The sequence below is a fragment of the Acutalibacter sp. JLR.KK004 genome, assembly GCF_036941085.1.
GTDB lineage: Bacteria > Bacillota > Clostridia > Oscillospirales > Acutalibacteraceae > Acutalibacter.
Window position 1 is genome coordinate 1,893,398 of sequence record NZ_JAYMNQ010000001.1, and the last position, 16,217, is coordinate 1,909,614.

General features: G+C 56.2%; 13 protein-coding genes. 6 read left to right on the forward strand and 7 right to left on the reverse strand.

Annotated features, from left to right (window positions below; translation table 11 throughout):
* Positions 1-51 precede the first annotated feature (51 nt).
* The 5 genes from VSQ30_RS10425 to purC form a co-directional block, all read right to left on the reverse strand.
* Complete coding sequence (locus VSQ30_RS10425) at positions 52-1,338, reverse strand: adenylosuccinate synthase (protein WP_160641967.1); 1,287 nt, start codon at positions 1,336-1,338, stop codon at positions 52-54.
* 62 nt (positions 1,339-1,400) lie between these two features.
* Positions 1,401-1,907, reverse strand: coding sequence for a GNAT family N-acetyltransferase (locus VSQ30_RS10430; RefSeq protein ID WP_334463924.1), 507 nt, complete (start codon positions 1,905-1,907; stop codon positions 1,401-1,403).
* The gene (purB, locus tag VSQ30_RS10435; RefSeq protein WP_334463926.1) at positions 1,904-3,337 is read right to left on the reverse strand and encodes an adenylosuccinate lyase; all 1,434 of its coding nucleotides are present in this window, start codon (positions 3,335-3,337) and stop codon (positions 1,904-1,906) included. The genes VSQ30_RS10430 and purB overlap by 4 nt, the downstream gene beginning before the upstream one ends.
* Positions 3,338-3,365: 28 nt before the next feature.
* Complete coding sequence (locus tag VSQ30_RS10440; protein ID WP_334463928.1) at positions 3,366-3,506, reverse strand: hypothetical protein; 141 nt, start codon at positions 3,504-3,506, stop codon at positions 3,366-3,368.
* A gap of 211 nt (positions 3,507-3,717) precedes the next feature.
* Complete coding sequence (gene purC / locus VSQ30_RS10445; protein WP_334463930.1) at positions 3,718-4,425, reverse strand: phosphoribosylaminoimidazolesuccinocarboxamide synthase; 708 nt, start codon at positions 4,423-4,425, stop codon at positions 3,718-3,720.
* Positions 4,426-4,811: 386 nt separating this feature from the next.
* Between purC and VSQ30_RS10450 the strand changes: the two genes are divergently transcribed.
* The gene (locus tag VSQ30_RS10450; protein WP_160641971.1) at positions 4,812-5,036 is read left to right on the forward strand and encodes a helix-turn-helix domain-containing protein; all 225 of its coding nucleotides are present in this window, start codon (positions 4,812-4,814) and stop codon (positions 5,034-5,036) included.
* A gap of 147 nt (positions 5,037-5,183) precedes the next feature.
* Here VSQ30_RS10450 and VSQ30_RS10455 read toward each other — a convergent pair whose 3' ends face one another.
* Positions 5,184-6,467, reverse strand: a complete 1,284-nt coding sequence (locus tag VSQ30_RS10455) for an aspartate aminotransferase type Ic (RefSeq protein ID WP_201751207.1) — start codon at positions 6,465-6,467, stop codon at positions 5,184-5,186.
* A 508-nt stretch (positions 6,468-6,975) separates the two neighbouring features.
* Between VSQ30_RS10455 and VSQ30_RS10460 the strand changes: the two genes are divergently transcribed.
* Both VSQ30_RS10460 and VSQ30_RS10465 read left to right on the forward strand, forming a co-directional pair.
* The gene (locus VSQ30_RS10460) at positions 6,976-8,382 is read left to right on the forward strand and encodes an amidophosphoribosyltransferase (RefSeq protein ID WP_334463932.1); all 1,407 of its coding nucleotides are present in this window, start codon (positions 6,976-6,978) and stop codon (positions 8,380-8,382) included.
* 193 nt (positions 8,383-8,575) lie between these two features.
* Positions 8,576-10,906 (forward strand): MORN repeat-containing protein, encoded by a 2,331-nt coding sequence (locus VSQ30_RS10465; protein WP_334464852.1) that lies wholly within the window; start codon positions 8,576-8,578, stop codon positions 10,904-10,906.
* A gap of 34 nt (positions 10,907-10,940) precedes the next feature.
* Here the strand turns inward: VSQ30_RS10465 and VSQ30_RS10470 are convergent, their stop codons facing one another.
* Entirely contained in the window at positions 10,941-11,198 is a 258-nt protein-coding gene (locus VSQ30_RS10470) for a hypothetical protein (protein WP_160641975.1), read from the reverse strand.
* 107 nt (positions 11,199-11,305) lie between these two features.
* Between VSQ30_RS10470 and VSQ30_RS10475 the strand changes: the two genes are divergently transcribed.
* The 3 genes from VSQ30_RS10475 (at position 11,306) to VSQ30_RS10485 (ending at position 16,160) form a co-directional block, all read left to right on the forward strand.
* A complete protein-coding gene (locus VSQ30_RS10475) occupies positions 11,306-11,839 on the forward strand; it encodes a tRNA (cytidine(34)-2'-O)-methyltransferase (protein ID WP_160641976.1) in 534 nt (177 codons plus the stop codon).
* 117 nt (positions 11,840-11,956) lie between these two features.
* Positions 11,957-12,661 (forward strand): ABC transporter ATP-binding protein, encoded by a 705-nt coding sequence (locus tag VSQ30_RS10480; protein ID WP_334463934.1) that lies wholly within the window; start codon positions 11,957-11,959, stop codon positions 12,659-12,661.
* 28 nt (positions 12,662-12,689) lie between these two features.
* Positions 12,690-16,160 carry an FtsX-like permease family protein gene (locus VSQ30_RS10485; protein WP_334463935.1) on the forward strand — a complete coding sequence of 1,157 codons (3,471 nt, stop codon included), beginning with the start codon at positions 12,690-12,692 and terminating at the stop codon, positions 16,158-16,160.
* Positions 16,161-16,217 lie beyond the last annotated feature (57 nt).

The window sequence follows — 16,217 nt, forward strand, 5'->3', positions numbered from 1 at the left end:
CCTGTTCCGGCCTGAGGGCCGGTACTGCCTGTTAGATTTTGTCTCTCTATATTACGGCTTCCGGTAAATCATGTCATCCCGGGAAGGCCCGTTTGACACCATGGTGATAGGCACCCCGATGTGCTTCTCCGCAAACTCTACATACCGCCGGGCATTCTCCGGCAGATCCTCATACTTCTTAATGCCCCCGATGTCGCAGTGCCAGCCGGGCAGCACTTCTAAGATGGGCTTGCACTTTTTAAGCTGGGCCGTAGGCGGGAAGGTGTCAATGCGCTTGCCGTCCATCTCATAGCCCACGCACACCGGGATCTCCTTCAGGTATCCCAAAGCGTCCAGCACGGTAAAGGCCACATCTGTAGCCCCCTGCACCATGCAGCCATAGCGGGCGGCCACCAGGTCAAGCCAGCCCACCTGCCGGGGCCGCCCGGTGGTGGCGCCATATTCGCCCTTATCTCCGCCATGGCGGCGCAGCTCCTCTGCCTCGTCCCCGAAAATCTCCGCCACAAATTCCCCCGCGCCCACAGCACTGGAATATGCCTTCACAACGGTATAGATTTTCTCAATGGCATAGGGCGGGATACCGCCTGCGCCCACAGCGCCATAGCCTGCCAAAGGCGAGGAGGAGGTGGTCATGGGATAGATGCCCATATCCGGGTCGCGCAAAGAGCCAAGCTGACCCTCCAGCAGAATAGTCTTGCCCGCCTTCACCGCGTCGTGCAGCAGGGCCGTGGTATCCACCACATAAGGCGTGAGGATTTCCTTATACTCCATGAGCTTTTCATAGATTTCGTCCCGGTTCAAAGGCTGCTGATGGTAAAGCTGGGTGTACAGCACGTTTTTCAAATCCAGAACGTGGTCGATGCGCTCATACAAAGCGTCCTTGTCATCATACAGATCGCTTATCTGGAAACCGATTTTCGCATATTTGTCGGAATAGAAGGGCGCAATGCCGGACTTGGTGGAGCCGAACGCCTTATCCGCCAGCCTTGCCTCCTCCAGGCTGTCCAGCTCCCGGTGGTAAGGCATCAGCACCTGGCAGCGGTTGGAAATGGCGATTTTAGGCTCTGGCACGCCTCCGTCCCGGATATACTGCAGCTCGTTTACCAGATTTTCCACGCAAAGGGCCACGCCGTTGCCGATAATATTTAAAATGTTCTGCCGGAACACCCCGGAAGGAAGCTGGTGCAGGGCAAACCTGCCGTATTCGTTGATAATGGTGTGCCCAGCGTTGGACCCGCCCTGGAAGCGCACCACAATGTCGGAATTCTCCGCCAGCACGTCCGTAATCTTGCCCTTCCCCTCGTCGCCCCAGCAGGCGCCTACGATTGCCTTAACCATAATTCTCAACCTTTCCTTAGGAGGTCCTTTAAGAAAATCCCCCTAAAACCCTTCAAAAACTTTTACCTGTCACATTGCAGATGCAAATATAGCAGGCCGCCCTCTTCCTTGACGATTTGGAAGCCGGCAGCCGTGTGGATCTTCAGCGCGGCCTCACGGGTGCGCTCGAAGCAGTTGGTAACCTCCCTGGCCCCCAGCTTCCCAAACGCGTACTCCAGCAGCAGACGCATTCCCTCCTGGGAATGCCCGCGCCCGCGCCAGGCGCTGTGCAGCACAATGCCCAGCTCGTACACGCCGGGGCCGCCGGTCCCATGCAGGCTGACCTCGCCCAGGAACTCCCCGCTCCCTGTATCTTTCAGGTAGGCGTAGAACCGCGCGGGTTCCTTGTTCACCCACCGGGCATACCAGCCGTCCCAGTCCTCCCGGGGAAAGTCTATGCAGCCGGTGTCGTTATGATACCCGGGAAAGCTTAGCCCATAGCCCTTATTATAGCGCATGGTCGCAGGGTCGGAGAGCAGCCTTTGACGGAAGCCCAGCTCGGAGAGCCTTGGGACATATAATCCGATCAAACCGTTACCTCCGCTTTTTCGGTCTCCATATCCTTATATTTTTCCAGCACAGGGTCCACGGACCCCGCCAAAAATTCTTCTGTCTGGCGCGGTGCGCGGCCCACATATTTTGCGGGCTGCAAAACATCCTGGAGTTCGGAAAGGGTCACGCCGAAAACAGGGTCTGCGGCAATGCGTGCCAGCAAATCGTTTTCGCCCCCCTGTTCCTTCACCACCTTGGCCGCCTCCATGGAGTGTATCCGGATGCGTTCGTGCAGCTCCTGCCGGTTGCCGCCCCGCTTTACCGCGTCCATCATAATATTCTCCGTAGCCATAAAAGGCAGTTCCCGCAGCATGTGCTGCTCAATCACCTTGGGATACACCACCAGGCCGTCCGCCACATTGCCATACAGGTTCAGGATCCCGTCCACAGCCAGGAAGGCTTCGGGCACGCTGATGCGCTTGTTGGCGGAATCGTCCAAAGTACGCTCGAACCACTGGGCCGCCATGGTCATGGCCGGGTTCACCGCGTCGGCTATCACATACCGGGCCAGGGACGCAATGCGCTCGCTGCGCATGGGGTTGCGCTTATAGGCCATGGCGCTGGAGCCTATCTGTCCTTTTTCAAAGGGTTCCTCCACTTCCTTCAGGTGCTGCAAAAGCCGGATGTCGTTGGAGAATTTCGCCGCGCTCTGGGCAATACCGGAGAGAACGGCGAGCATCTGGCTGTCCAGCTTCCGGGAGTAGGTCTGCCCGGAAACCGGGAAGCAGGCCTGATATCCCAGCTTCTCCGCAATTTTCCTGTCAAGCTCCTTTACCTTTTCATGATCCCCCTCAAAAAGTTCTAAAAAGCTTGCCTGGGTGCCTGTGGTGCCCTTGCTGCCCAGCAGCTTTGCCTTAGAAAGCTGATACTCCACATCCTCCAGATCCATCAGCAGATCCTGCATCCACAAAGTGGCCCGCTTGCCCACAGTGGTGGGCTGGGCAGGCTGGAAGTGGGTGAAAGCCAAGGTGGGCAAATCTTTATATTCCGCCGCAAATTTCCCCAGCACCCGCAGCACGCCCACCAGCTTGTCCCGCACCAGCTCCAGGGCCTGCGTCATCACAATGATGTCAGTGTTGTCTCCCACATAGCAGGAGGTTGCCCCCAGATGGATAATGCCCGCCGCTTTCGGGCACTGCTGCCCATAGGCGTACACATGGCTCATCACGTCATGGCGCACCTCTTTTTCCCGGGCCTGTGCCACCTCGTAGTTGATGTCCTCCGCATGGCTTTTCAGCTCGTCCACCTGCTCCTGGGTAACGGGCAGGCCCAGCTCCATTTCCGCCTCCGCCAGGGCAATCCACAGCCTGCGCCAGGTGCGGAATTTCATGTCTGGCGAAAACAGGTATTTCATTTCCTTCCCCGCATATCTTGCGGATAAAGGCGATTCATATACGTCCCTCGACATAGCTTTTCCCCTTTATAACGCTGTTTTGTTATTCCTCTTTTTTCCCTTGCTGGTTATCAATAAGCTTTTGCACCTTTTGTTTTGCTTCCTCCAAATCCTTGCAGCCGTCCAGAATCATATCTACCATCTCTAAAATGGTCTTGAATTGCTTGTCTGTCATAGCGTCCATTATTTCCTTTCCTCCATTCTAGAAATCCGGGATTCTAAGGCTGTGGGGCGCTGCCCCACCCCCGCAACTTTCTTAGAAAGAAAGTCGATTAAGAACTTCACGGTAATTCCGGCGGGCGGGCCAAAGGCCCGCTGCCCGGAATTACAATGGAATTTTTGGTCACCCTTTTTTTAAAAGGTTGCAGAGGTGTGGAGACAGAGTCTCCACGGCCTTACAGCCCCAGGCGCTTCATCATTTCGGCGTAAGCCTCTTCCACGCCGCCCATATCCCGGCGGAACCTGTCCTTGTCCAGCTTTTCGCCGGTATTCACGTCCCAGAAGCGGCAGGTATCGGGGGAGATCTCATCGGCCAGGATAATGGCGCCGTCAGAGGTTTTGCCAAACTCCAGCTTAAAGTCGATGAGATCCACATTGACAGACCGAAAGAATTCTATCATCAAATCGTTTATTTTCAGGCTCATGCTGGCAATCTGGTCAATTTCCTCCCGGGTGGCAAGGCCCATAGCCAGAATGTGGTAATCGTTTACCATGGGATCGCCCAGGTCGTCATTTTTATAGCTGAACTCCAGCACAGTGGTTTTCATCTGGGTGCCTTCGGCAAGCCCCAGGCGCTTGGAAAGGCTGCCGGCGGCCTTGTTGCGGACAATAACCTCTAAAGGCACAATATCTACCCGCTTTACCGCAGTCTCCCTTTCGTCCAGCTCCTCCACATAGTGAGTGGGAATTCCCTGCTTTTCCAGCAGGCGGAACATAAAGTTGGACATCTGGTTGTTCACAACGCCCTTGCCCACAATGGTGCCCTTTTTCAAACCGTTAAAGGCGGTAGCGTCATCCTTATAGGATACGATGTAAACCTCCGGATCCTCTGTTTTATAGACCTTTTTTGCCTTGCCTTCGTACAGCAGTTCTTTTTTCTGCATGATTCTGCCCCTTTCCTTACGCCGCTGGTTTCCTGTTTTTAAAAATTCCCGGCAGGCCTCCTTCCGGCAAGCCTTACCAGCCTTATTTTATAATACCACCCGCCGCCTGTCAATCATTTCCCCCACTTTTCTGCTCTTTTTGTGTCCTGTACAATCCCATCTGCCTGCAAATGGGTGTAATAGGGGCATCCTCTGAGCTGATTGCCATTTCCTCGCATCTTTTCTGTACGTCAATCAATATGCGAATCGCCTTCTCCGTCTCACGAACCATCGTAAGATACATCTCTTTATAATCCGGCATTTCCATCACCTCTGTTTCATTATAGGTCAAATTACCCCTAATGTAAATAGGTCAATTCGCCATAATAAACAAGAGGTGATACCCTATGAACAGGCTTAAAGAACTCCGGCAGAAGCGGGGTTACACGCAAATCAAAATGCAGATGCTGACAGGCATCGACCAAAGCGACTATTCCAAAATTGAAAGCGGCAAACGCTATTATACCTTCGAGCAATGCCGCCGCATTGCCTTGGCCTTAGACACCAGCATGGATTATCTTGCAGGCCTTACCGATGAAGAGAAGCCCTATCCCCGGGACGGGCAGGGTTAAGAGTATTCTCACCCATGCTCTAAAATTGGGGAAAATTGTTCCAAAGCAGCAAAAGGGCCTGCCATCTGTTTTCCCCAGACGGCAGGCCCTTTTGCTGCTTATTCGCTTTTCATCTCATTCATCTCAAGCTTTGGACGCTTTTTCCCGTTACTGCCTCTCGTCCAGCAGCTTTTCTGCGGCTGCCAGTTTTACACAGATGCACAGCAGGTGCATGGCCTGGGACAGTTCCTCCTCTGGCGGGAAGGAGGGAGCAATGCGGATATTGCTGTCATTGGGATCGGCCCCGTAAGGGAAGGTGGCCCCAGCGCTGGTAAGCGCCACGCCGCCCTCCTTGCACAGCTCTACCACCCGCTTCGCGCAGCCGTTCATCACATCCAGATTCACAAAGTATCCCCCCTGGGGATTGCTCCACTTGGCTATACCCAAATCCCCCAGTTCCTTCTGCAGGGTTTCCCGCACAATGCAAAACTTCGGGGCCAGGATGTCCCTGTGGCCTTTCATTAGGGTGTGTACCCCGTTGATGTCGTGGAGGAACAGGATGTGCCTGAGCTGGTTAAGCTTATCCGGGCCAATGGTCTGGGTGGTGATGCGCTTCTGGAACTCTGCAATATTTTTAGAGCTGCCTGCCAGGGCCGCCACTCCCGCGCCGGGGAAGGAAATTTTGGAGGTGGAGGCAAAGAACAGAACCTGGTTTTCTGTCCCCTGTTTCACGCACTCGTCATAGAGGTTCAGAAGGGTGTCGGGAGTGTCGGTCAGGTCGTGGACACAGTAGGCATTGTCCCACATAATGCGGAAATCCTTGGCAGCAGGACGCAGGGCTGCAAAACGCCGGACAGTTTCATCAGAATAGGTAACGCCTGTGGGGTTAGAGTATTTGGGCACGCACCAGCAGCCCTTTATGCTCTCGTCATTCTTCACCAGCCGTTCAATAATATCCATGTCCGGGCCGGTTTTCAGCATGGGGACAGGAATCATCTCAATGCCGAAATATTCCGTCACCGCGAAATGCCTGTCATATCCAGGGGAAGGGCACAAAAACTTCACCTTTCCCTGCCTGCCCCAAGGCTCATAGCCGCCGAAGCCCTTCACATACCCCTGGCACACAGCGTCGAACATCATCTGCAGGCTGGAGTTGTTGCCCAGGATAATCTGCCCGGCAGGCACCCCCAGCATTTCGCTGAAAATGGCCCGCATTTCCGGCAGGCCGTTCCACACGCCGTAGTTGCGGCAGTCGTCACCGTCAGAATTTGCAAACTCGCTTCTGGCATGGAGTGCTTCCAGCACGCCCAGGGCCAAATCAAGCTGTTTCGCGCTGGGCACCCCCCGCGCCATGTTCAGGCTCATACCCAAAGACTTGAAATCTTCATACTGCTTTGCGGCTTCCCGGCAGACACGCCGCAGCTCGCCAATTTCCATCGCTGCCAGTTTCATTCCGAACATCTCCTAATCAAAAATGAAATTATGAATCATGTACCGCAATGCTTTTTCATTTTCACAGGTCAAACTTTAAATAGTTTAATATATCCCGGCGGAAAATGCAAGTGGATTTTGTCTTTCCTGCATTTTTTATGTTTTGCACCATTACAAGGCCCCTTTTCGGCCTTTTCTGTGCAACCTTATGAAACTCCCGCAAAACCCCTTGTTTCCCTGTATTTTTCACCCGCAGAACATTGTAGTTTTCCCGAAGGTATGATAAACTTATAAAAGGAAAGCCCGCAGCAGGGCAAGGAACGGCTTCTGATAAAGGAACCACTGATTAAATCGCGCCTAGGGGCTTGGCACGCACCTCGCTAGCATATTTTCCGTCATGATGCACATCTTTCGCTTGACAAGCGCCAGCTTGCCTGCGCTCAATCTATACACCCTGACGAAAAATCTGTCGGTACGATTTGCGCACCAGATTTAATCAGCGCTTCCTAAAGAAAGGAACATATCATTTATGGGTGGATTTTTTGGCGTAGCTTCTAAGGACGACTGCATGTTCGACCTGTTTTTCGGAACAGACTATCACTCCCATCTGGGCACCCGCCGGGCAGGCATGGCTGTGTACGACAGGGAAAAAGGCTTTGACCGGGCTATACACAACATCGAAAATTCCCCGTTCCGCACGAAGTTCGACAAGGACGTGTCGGAAATGCGGGGGCGCTGGGGCATTGGCTCCATCTCCGACTATGAGCCTCAGCCCCTCATTGTGCGCTCCCACCATGGCACCTATGCCATTGTGACTGTGGGCAAAATCAACAACATCCAGGCCATTGTAGACAAACTTTTCGCAAATGGCCACTCCCATTTTCTGGAGATGAGCGGCGGCGAGGTCAATGCCACAGAGTTGGTGGCAGCGGTTATCAACCAGAAGGAAAACCTGATTGAGGGCGTGCGCTATGCCCAGGAAACCATTGAAGGCTCCATGACCATGCTGATTTTAACACCCCAGGGCATTGTGGCGGCCCGGGACAGGCTGGGGCGCACCCCGGTATCCGTAGGCATAAAAGACGGGGCCTGCTGCGTCTCTTTTGAAGGCTTCGCCTATTTGAACCTGGGCTATACCCAGGAGAGGGAGTTAGGCCCTGGGGAAATCGCCATGATAACCCCTGAAGGCGCCAGAACCCTGCTGGCCCCAGGGAAGGAAATGCGCATCTGCACCTTCCTGTGGGTGTATTACGGCTACCCCTCCTCCTCTTACGAGGGGATCAGCGTGGAGGAAATGCGCTACCGCTGCGGGGCCATGCTGGCTAAAAGGGACGACGCCAAGCCGGACACCGTAGCCGGCGTGCCCGATTCCGGCACCGCCCACGCCATCGGCTATGCCAATGCCTCGGGCATCCCCTTCTCCCGGCCTTTTATCAAGTATACGCCCACCTGGCCCCGTTCTTTCATGCCCACCATACAGAGCCAGCGGAATCTTATTGCCAAGATGAAGCTGATCCCTGTCCATGACCTGATCAAAAACCGCAGCCTGCTGCTGATTGACGACTCCATTGTGCGGGGCACCCAGCTTCGGGAAACCACAGAGTTTTTATACCAGAGCGGTGCCCGGGAGGTACATGTGCGCCCGGCCTGTCCTCCGCCGCTGTATAGCTGCAAATACCTGAACTTCTCCCGCTCCACCTCCCAGGACGATTTGATAACCCGCCGGGTTATCCGGGAACTGGAGGGCACCAGCACCCCAGATAACATCGACCTGTACGCGGATCCGGAAACCCCCCAGTATCAAGCCATGGTGGACTATATCGGCAGGAAGCTGAGCTTCACCTCCCTGCGCTATCACCGCCTGGATGATATGGTGGCTTCTGTGGGCTTAGAAAAGTGCCGCCTGTGTACCTATTGTTGGGACGGCAAGGAATAAGAAGCCGCGCCCCAGGGGCGGCTTAGCTTCTAAAGCCCGGCCCTGCCGTCATATAGTCACTTGCAGGCAGTATGTTTCAGCGGCAAGCCATAGGAAATTTCGGGGATTTTTGATAAAACCTTTCTTATTCCCGGTTTTTATAGTATAATAGGTAAAAGTATGTCTTTTTGTCCGGGAGGGAAGTGTGGAAACCATGGAAAAAGAGAAAAAGGATCCCAGAGGCGACGGCGCCAGCCTGCTCTCTCAAAACGTGTATTGCGTGTGCTTCCCCCAGCGGGACAGCCTGGAGGTTTTGCAGGGAGAGCTGGCAGCGGCCCGGAAGCGCTTTTTCGCCGGCGGCCGCAGGGCTGTGAAAATGGGCCGCCACGAGGTTGTAAAGGGCTTTGACGGAGACTTGCGCGGGAAGCTTTCCCGGTGGGGCTTCTACTGGAAAAAGACCGCCTTAGGCGTTTCCGGGCAAAAGGGCGTTGCCCTGGAGGAGGCCTTTGACCAGAAAAACGGCTATGTGCTGGTAAACCGGGACTTCCGGGGGAGCATCGTCAGCCGGGTGTTTTTCAACAAGGAACATGCCTGGCAAAAATCAGAATATTATGAGCCATGGGATCCGGGCACTGCCAAGGTGATGTTCAAGCCCGATCCCATGGAAAACACTGTGGAGCGCTATGATTGGGATTCCGGCAAAAAACTGTACCGCTCCGTCATCCTGCACCCTGCGCCCTATCAGGCCGGTTCCGCGGAGCAGGCCCTCATCAACGCCCGCTTTGGGGAGCCGCCGCTGATTGCGGTCCTGGAAAGCGGGCAGGTGTGCTACTGCCCCCAGAAGGAGGCGGAGGAGCGCGCCCTGGCCCTGGAGGAAATCAGCAGCGGCACCATGGTGCTGATGCCTGCCTGGGAGATAAAGGAGGGTGCTTTCCCTGTGGAGGAGGGCGAGGAGGACACAGCAGTAACCTTCACCAGCCTGGAGGAATACGCCAGGATTGAAGCGCCGGAAAAACCCGTCTCTCCCCCGCCCCCTGCGCAGGCCCTGGCCCAGGATATCCCTCACGAAGAGCCGCCTGCCCCCCTGTCGGAAGAGCCTGTGCAGACAGACGAGCTTGACCTGGAATTTATCCTGGCAGATGCCCGGCAGGCAGACGCCGGGGAAGCCCCCATGCCCGAGCAGGAGGAACCCATACCGGAGGAGCCTGCCCCCCCGGTATGGGAAGAAGCTGCCCAGGCAGTTTTTGCCGAACCCCAGCCTGCGGAAGATCCCCTGCCGCCAGAGCCGGATTCTGCCATATTACCGGTGGTGCGGGAAGCCATGGAGCAGCAGGCGGAAATTTCCCGGGCGGAAGAGCCAGCCTGTCCTGCCTTCCATGCGGAACCCCCGGCGCCCGCTGCCCAGCACCTGCCCAAGCGGACTGCCGCAAACGGCAGTTCTTCCGGTGTGCCTGTTTCCAGCACACATGCTTCCAGCGTCTGGCAGGAAGAACAGCCCTCCATGAGCCTGGAGGACACCTCCATTCTTTCCGCCGCCAGACAGGCAGGCGGCGGGAGTCCACCCAAACGGGCGCAGCAGCCGGAACGCTCCCAGCCTGCCATGAGCCTGGAGGACACCTCTATCCTGTCCGCCGCAAGGCAGGCAGGCGGCGGGAACCCGCCTAAACGGGCACAGCAGCCAGCGCGTTCCCAGCCCTCCATGAGCCTGGAGGATACTGCCATCCTGTCCGCCGCCAGGCAGGCAAACAGCGGGGAGCCGCCCAGGCGCACAGCCCTAGGGGAAAGTCCCAGCTTTTCCGGCGTCCGCCAGCCCCAGAACCACGCCCACAAAAGCGGTCCTGCCATTCCCCGGCACGCCGGGCCAACTTCCCAGCCCCCTGCCCCTCCTGCAGCCCGCCAGAACGCGCCTGCCCCTGTAAGCCCTTCCGGCTCTGATCGGATGCGGGCGGGAAAGCTTACAGGCAAAGGCCGGGCCGAGCAGCCCGGCGGCCTGACCGCCTATGAAGGGGAATATAAAGACGGCAAGCGCCAGGGCTTTGGCAGTCACTATTATAAAAGCGGCGATTTAAGCTATGCGGGCTTCTGGCGGAATGACAAAAAGGATGGCCTGGGTGTTTCCTTCCGGGAAGGGGATCATGCCCTGCACATTTCCCGCTGGATGCAGGGAAAGCCCGGACAGCAGGTGTCCCTCTTTGACCGGGAGGGCAGCCTGCGCTATGGCGGCCGCATTGTAGGCGGCAAAAAGGAAGGCGCCGGGGTGAGCATCAGCAGTGCAGACGGATCTGTGCTGGTGACAAAGTGGCAGGGCGGGCAGAACACTGGCCTTGCCTCTGCCTTTGATCCGGATGGCAACCTGCTTTACTACGGCAGTTGGAAAAACGGCAAGCGCCATGGCCACGGCACAGAATTTGACAAAAACGGCGGCATCGTCTTTGACGGTGAATGGCGCGACGACCAGTATTATAACGGCATCCTGTATCAGAAGCCAGCGGAGGAGTCCCAGCTTACCAGCCCGGAGTATGCGGAGCCTGACTGGGAACTATAAAGAAGCGGGGGCGCTAACGGCCCCCGCTTCCCCTTTATTTCAGCATTTTCTCCACATCGCCAATCAGGTTTCCCACGGTATGGATGGCCCGCCCCGCGCTTTTCTTCATGTGTGCCGCCTTGCGGTGGTTCCCTTCCATGGCCTTTGCGCCAATAGCCGCAACCACCGTACCCGCCAACACGCCCATGCCTATGCCCTTTGCCACGTTCATGGTCTGCTTGTACATAGCGTCAATCCTCCATAGTATCAAATAAATTCTCAGCAGCCGCAAGGCTGTCCTACCATTCAGCATACCCGCTGCCCCTCCCTTTATGCGGGGGCAGCCGCCCCCAGATTTTGTGAATTTTTAAGAAGCCGCGCCAGTCCCATAGTACGGCTTCTGAAAGGCGGTGGCCTTTTATGGCTTCCTTGAACATTGTGCTTGTAGAGCCGGAAATCCCCCAGAACACAGGGAATATCGCACGCACCTGTGCTGTCACCGGCGCTGCCCTGCACCTTATCGGCCCCATGGGCTTTACCCCGGATGACAAAAAACTCCGCCATGCAGGCCTTGACTACTGGCAATATCTGACCCTCCGCTATTACCATAGCCTGGACGATTTTTTTGCAAAAAACCAAGGGAATTTTTTCTTCTTTTCCACCAAATCCCAAAACCGCCACAGTGATATCGCCTATCCCGACGGCTGCTACCTGTTTTTCGGCAAGGAATCTGCCGGGCTGCCGGAAAGCCTGTTGTTTGCCCATCCGGAAAGCTGCGTGCGCATCCCCATGATGGACGGCGCCCGGAGCCTGAACCTGTCTAATTCCGTAGCGGTGGGCGCTTTCGAGGTGCTGCGGCAGTGGGGGTATCCCTCCCTTGCCTGCAAAGGGGAGCTTCGGGATTTCGACTGGGCCGCCGCCAAAGCCCAGCGGCCTGATTCCGAATACTTATAAACATCATAAAATTTTATTTGTTTAGGAATCATAATTTGTTCATACTTTTTTGAAACTGCCTTCACACATCCTGTTTATACTTCAAGTATACAAATAAGCGGTCAGGAGGGTATTCTCATGTCGCATTTTATTGAGTTTGAAAACGTGTGCAAATTTTACACGATGGGCGGCAACACCATTGCCGCCGCTGACCACATCAGCTTCTTTGTGGAAAAAGGGGAATTCTGCGTAATTGTAGGGCCTTCAGGGGCAGGCAAAACCACTGTGCTGAACATGCTGGGAGGCATGGACACCTGCGACGAAGGAACCATCACCCTGGACGGCAATGTGATAAGCGGCTACAATCCCCGGCAGCTCACAACCTACCGCCGCCATGAAGTGGGCTTTGTGTTCCAGTTTTATAACCTGGTGCAGAACCTGACAGCTTTGGAAAATGTGGAGCTGGCAAGCGAAATCTGCCGGGATCCCTTGGATGCCGCCCAGACCTTGCAGGACGTGGGCCTGGGGGACAGGCTGAAAAACTTCCCGGCCCAGCTTTCCGGCGGCGAACAGCAGCGGGTTGCCATTGCCCGGGCCTTGGCCAAAAATCCTAAGCTTCTTTTGTGCGATGAGCCGACAGGCGCTTTAGACTACAACACCGGGAAGGCAGTGCTGGGGCTTTTGCAGGACACCTGCCGCCGCACCGGGCGCACAGTGCTGATTATCACCCACAACGGGGCCTTGACAGCTATGGCAGACCGGGTCATCCGTATAAAGAGCGGCAAGGCTCTCTCCAATGAAGTGAACCCTCATCCCACTCCCGTAGAGGAAATCGAGTGGTAGCAGGAACAAAAGGAGGGCGGGGAATGCTATGAAAAAGACATATTGCAAGTCCATCCTGCGCACTGTGCGCAGCTCCCTCTCCCGGTTCCTGGCGATTTTCGCCATTGTGGCCCTGGGGGTAGGGTTCCTGGCTGGGCTGCTCTCCTCTCCAGGAGACATGCGGGCCTCGGCGGAGCAGTATTACGACGACACAGATTTTTACGATTTGCGGGCCGTCTCCACCCTGGGGATGACGAAGGAGGACATCCGCCTGCTGGAGGAAATGGACGGCATAGAGGGCGTAATGCCTGTCCGCGACATGGATTTTGTGGTGGAATCCCAGGAAGGGGATGATCTCACCCTGCGGATGCACACCTTGCCGGAAGAGGGGGCGCCCAGCATCAACACGCCGGTGCTGATGTCGGGCCGCCTGCCGGAACAGGCCGGGGAATGTGCCGTTATCCTCACAAAGACCCTGATAGAAAAGCGGGACTGGATAGGAGAAACCCTTGCCCTGCAGGACGGGCAGGATCTGGAGGACACAGTGCCTGCCTCCTTCACAGTAGTGGGCACGGTGCAAAGCTCTACCTATCTCTCCATGGAGCAGGAGCACACCTCTGCCGGCAGCGGCACCATTGACATGTTCGCCCTCACTGTGCCGGAAAGCTTCCACACAGACTATTACACTGGCGCCTATCTTACCGCCGAAGGGGTTAAAAACTGGAATTCCTTTGACGGCGCCTATGAAAAAACGGTGGACGGGCTGCGGGAACGCCTGGAGGCACTGGGGGAAGGCCGGGCCAAAGCGCGGTATGAAGAGATAAAAGGCGAGGCAGAGGCTGAGCTGGCAGAAGCCAAATCGGAATATGAAACGGGCAAAGCCGACGCGGAGCAGGAGTTGGCGGAAGCCCTGGAAAAGCTTACAGACGGGCAGAAGGAAATTGAGGAAAACCAGCAGAAGCTGCTGGACGCGAAGCAAGAGATTGAGGACGGCAAAGCCGCCCTTTCGGATAACCAGGCCGCGCTCCAGTCCCAAACCGCCTCTGCCCAGCAGCAGATAGACAGCGGCTATGCCCAGATAAACCAGTATCAGCAGCAGATAGACAGCGGGCGGCGGCAGCTAGACGCCGCCCAGAAAAAGCTGGATGAAGGCAAGGCCCAGGTGGAAGCCGCTGAAAGCCAGCTTCTAAAGGCCAAAGAGCAGCTTGACCAGCAGGAAGCAAACCTCGCTTCCCTGGAAAACGGCAAGGCCCTTTTGTGGGAAGCCGCCAAAGGCCTGGGGCTGGAGGTAAACGACACCTCTGACGCGGCAGCTTTGGCGCTCATCGCGCAGCTAAGCGCTGTTTCCCCGGAAGCGGCAGAGCAGTTTGCCCCCCTGCAAGGAAGCCTGCTGGCCCTGCAGGCCCAGGGCACTGATACCGCCGGGGCCAGGCAGGCTTTGGAAGCGGGAAAAGCGGCGTATGCGCAGAATGCCCAGCAGGTGCAGGCCAGCCGGGCAGAGGTTGACAAGGGCCAAAAGGAACTTTCTGCCCAGCGCGCGAACCTACAAACCCAGCAGGCGGCCCTTTCCGGGCAGAAAGCCCAACTGGATCAAAACGCCGCCTTGCTGCGGCAGTCAAAGCAGGAAGGGGAAAACCAGCTTGCAGAAGCGGAGGCCCAGCTTGCAGACGCCCAGGCCCAGTATGATGATGGCATACAGCAGTTGGAGGATGCCAAAAAGGAGCTGGCAGAGGGCCAGAAGGAATATGACGAGGGCAAGGCTGAGGCTGACAAAGAACTGGCAGACGCCTGGGAGCAGATACTGGACGGAGAAGCCCAGATACGGGATATTGAAGAAGGCCAGTGGTATGTATTTGACCGGATGGACAACACCAGCTACGCAAGCTACGCAGGCAACGCGGACAAAATAGCCGCCATTGCCGCTGTGTTCCCCCTGTTCTTCTTCCTGGTGGCGGCGCTGGTGGCCCTCACCACCATGACCCGCATGGTGGAGGAGGACAGGCAGCAAATCGGCACCTTGAAGGCCCTGGGGTACAGCTCCGGGCAGATAGCGGTGAAATACCTGCTGTATGCCGCGGCGGCCAGCCTGGCCGGGTGCGCCATAGGCCTGGCCGTAGGCTCCTGGCTGTTCCCCTCCATTATCATCACAGCCTACAACATTATGTATGACATCCCCTATGTGCTCACACCCTTTAACTGGCTGTATGCCGCCATCGCTTCCATTGCGGCAGTGGTGTGTACCATGGGCGCTACCCTCAACGCCTGCTGGCACGAACTTCGGGAGGTTCCCGCCCGGCTGATGCTGCCCAAAGCTCCCAAAGCGGGAAAACGCATTCTGCTGGAATATATCACGCCCCTGTGGAGCCGCCTGAAATTTACCCAGAAGGTGACGGCCCGGAACCTTATCCGCTATAAGAAGCGGTTTTTCATGACTATAACCGGCATCGCCGGCTGCACAGCTCTGCTGCTGACAGGTTTTGGGGTGAAAGACTCTATCTCTGACATCACTGCCAAGCAGTTTACAGAGCTGAACCACTACCAGCTTACAATAGGCCTGTCAGAGGAAAGCGCTTTAGAAGGCCGTGACCTGCAGGACATTTTAGAGGATGAAAGCCGGGTGGCAGGCTTCCTGCCCGCCATGCAGGATGCAGGCACGGTGGTGCCTGCCGGGGACTATCCCGCCGACAGTGTGACCATTTTCGTCCCCTCCGACGTTTCCCTGCTGCCGGAATATTACACCTTCCGCCACAGGACAGACGGCGGGGAAGTTATCTTCGACGAAAACGCTGTTATTATTACGGAAAAGCTGGCAGAGCGCCAGCACCTGCGAATCGGGGACACAATCACCCTGCAAAACCACAACGAGCAGGAAGCCTCCCTCACCATCACCGATATCTGCGAAAACTATGTCCACCACACCCTGTACCTCTCCCCTGCCGCCTATGAGGAGGCTTTCGGAGAGGCGGCAGAGATGAATTCCATTCTGTGCCGCCTGCCGGAAGGGGAATCGCCCCAGAGCGAGACAGCCTTAACCACTGCCCTGCTCCAGTGCCGGGATGTAGCCATGACCACCTTCAACACAGAGATTTCCCGCAGCTTTGACAACACCATCCAAAGCCTGAACCTGATTGTGGTGGTGCTGATTATCTCTGCCGGGGCCTTGGCCTTTGTGGTGCTGTATAATCTGACCAATATTAACATCACCGAGCGGGAAAAAGAGCTTGCCACCATCAAGGTGCTGGGCTTTTTCGACCGGGAGGTGGCGGCCTATGTATACCGGGAAACAGCCATCCTTACGATAATCGGCTGTCTTGCAGGGCTGGGCCTGGGCGTGGCCCTGCACCAGTTTGTCATCCGCACAGCAGAAGTGGATATCGTCATGTTTGGCAGAAGCGTGTACCCTTTAAGCTACCTGTGGTCTGCCCTGCTGACCCTGCTGTTCAGCGTGTTAGTGAACTTGGTGATGGCTAGGAAGCTGAAAAATATCAGCATGGTGGAAAGCATGAAAGCCCCGGAATAATCCCTTTCCCAAGCTGAAAAGCCTGCTTTACAGCAAACAAAAAAGGATCCCCTCTGC

Coding starts and splice junctions, on each gene's coding strand:
- VSQ30_RS10485 (WP_334463935.1), top strand. CDS start 12,690: ATGAAAAAGACATATTGCAAGTCCATCCTGCGCACTGTGCGCAGCTCC.
- VSQ30_RS10425 (WP_160641967.1), bottom strand. CDS start 1,338: ATGGTTAAGGCAATCGTAGGCGCCTGCTGGGGCGACGAGGGGAAGGGC.
- VSQ30_RS10460 (WP_334463932.1), top strand. CDS start 6,976: ATGGGTGGATTTTTTGGCGTAGCTTCTAAGGACGACTGCATGTTCGAC.
- VSQ30_RS10470 (WP_160641975.1), bottom strand. CDS start 11,198: ATGCTGAATGGTAGGACAGCCTTGCGGCTGCTGAGAATTTATTTGATA.
- VSQ30_RS10450 (WP_160641971.1), top strand. CDS start 4,812: ATGAACAGGCTTAAAGAACTCCGGCAGAAGCGGGGTTACACGCAAATC.
- VSQ30_RS10465 (WP_334464852.1), top strand. CDS start 8,576: ATGGAAAAAGAGAAAAAGGATCCCAGAGGCGACGGCGCCAGCCTGCTC.
- VSQ30_RS10480 (WP_334463934.1), top strand. CDS start 11,957: ATGTCGCATTTTATTGAGTTTGAAAACGTGTGCAAATTTTACACGATG.
- VSQ30_RS10475 (WP_160641976.1), top strand. CDS start 11,306: ATGGCTTCCTTGAACATTGTGCTTGTAGAGCCGGAAATCCCCCAGAAC.
- VSQ30_RS10455 (WP_201751207.1), bottom strand. CDS start 6,467: ATGAAACTGGCAGCGATGGAAATTGGCGAGCTGCGGCGTGTCTGCCGG.
- VSQ30_RS10440 (WP_334463928.1), bottom strand. CDS start 3,506: ATGGACGCTATGACAGACAAGCAATTCAAGACCATTTTAGAGATGGTA.
- purC (WP_334463930.1), bottom strand. CDS start 4,425: ATGCAGAAAAAAGAACTGCTGTACGAAGGCAAGGCAAAAAAGGTCTAT.
- purB (WP_334463926.1), bottom strand. CDS start 3,337: ATGTCGAGGGACGTATATGAATCGCCTTTATCCGCAAGATATGCGGGG.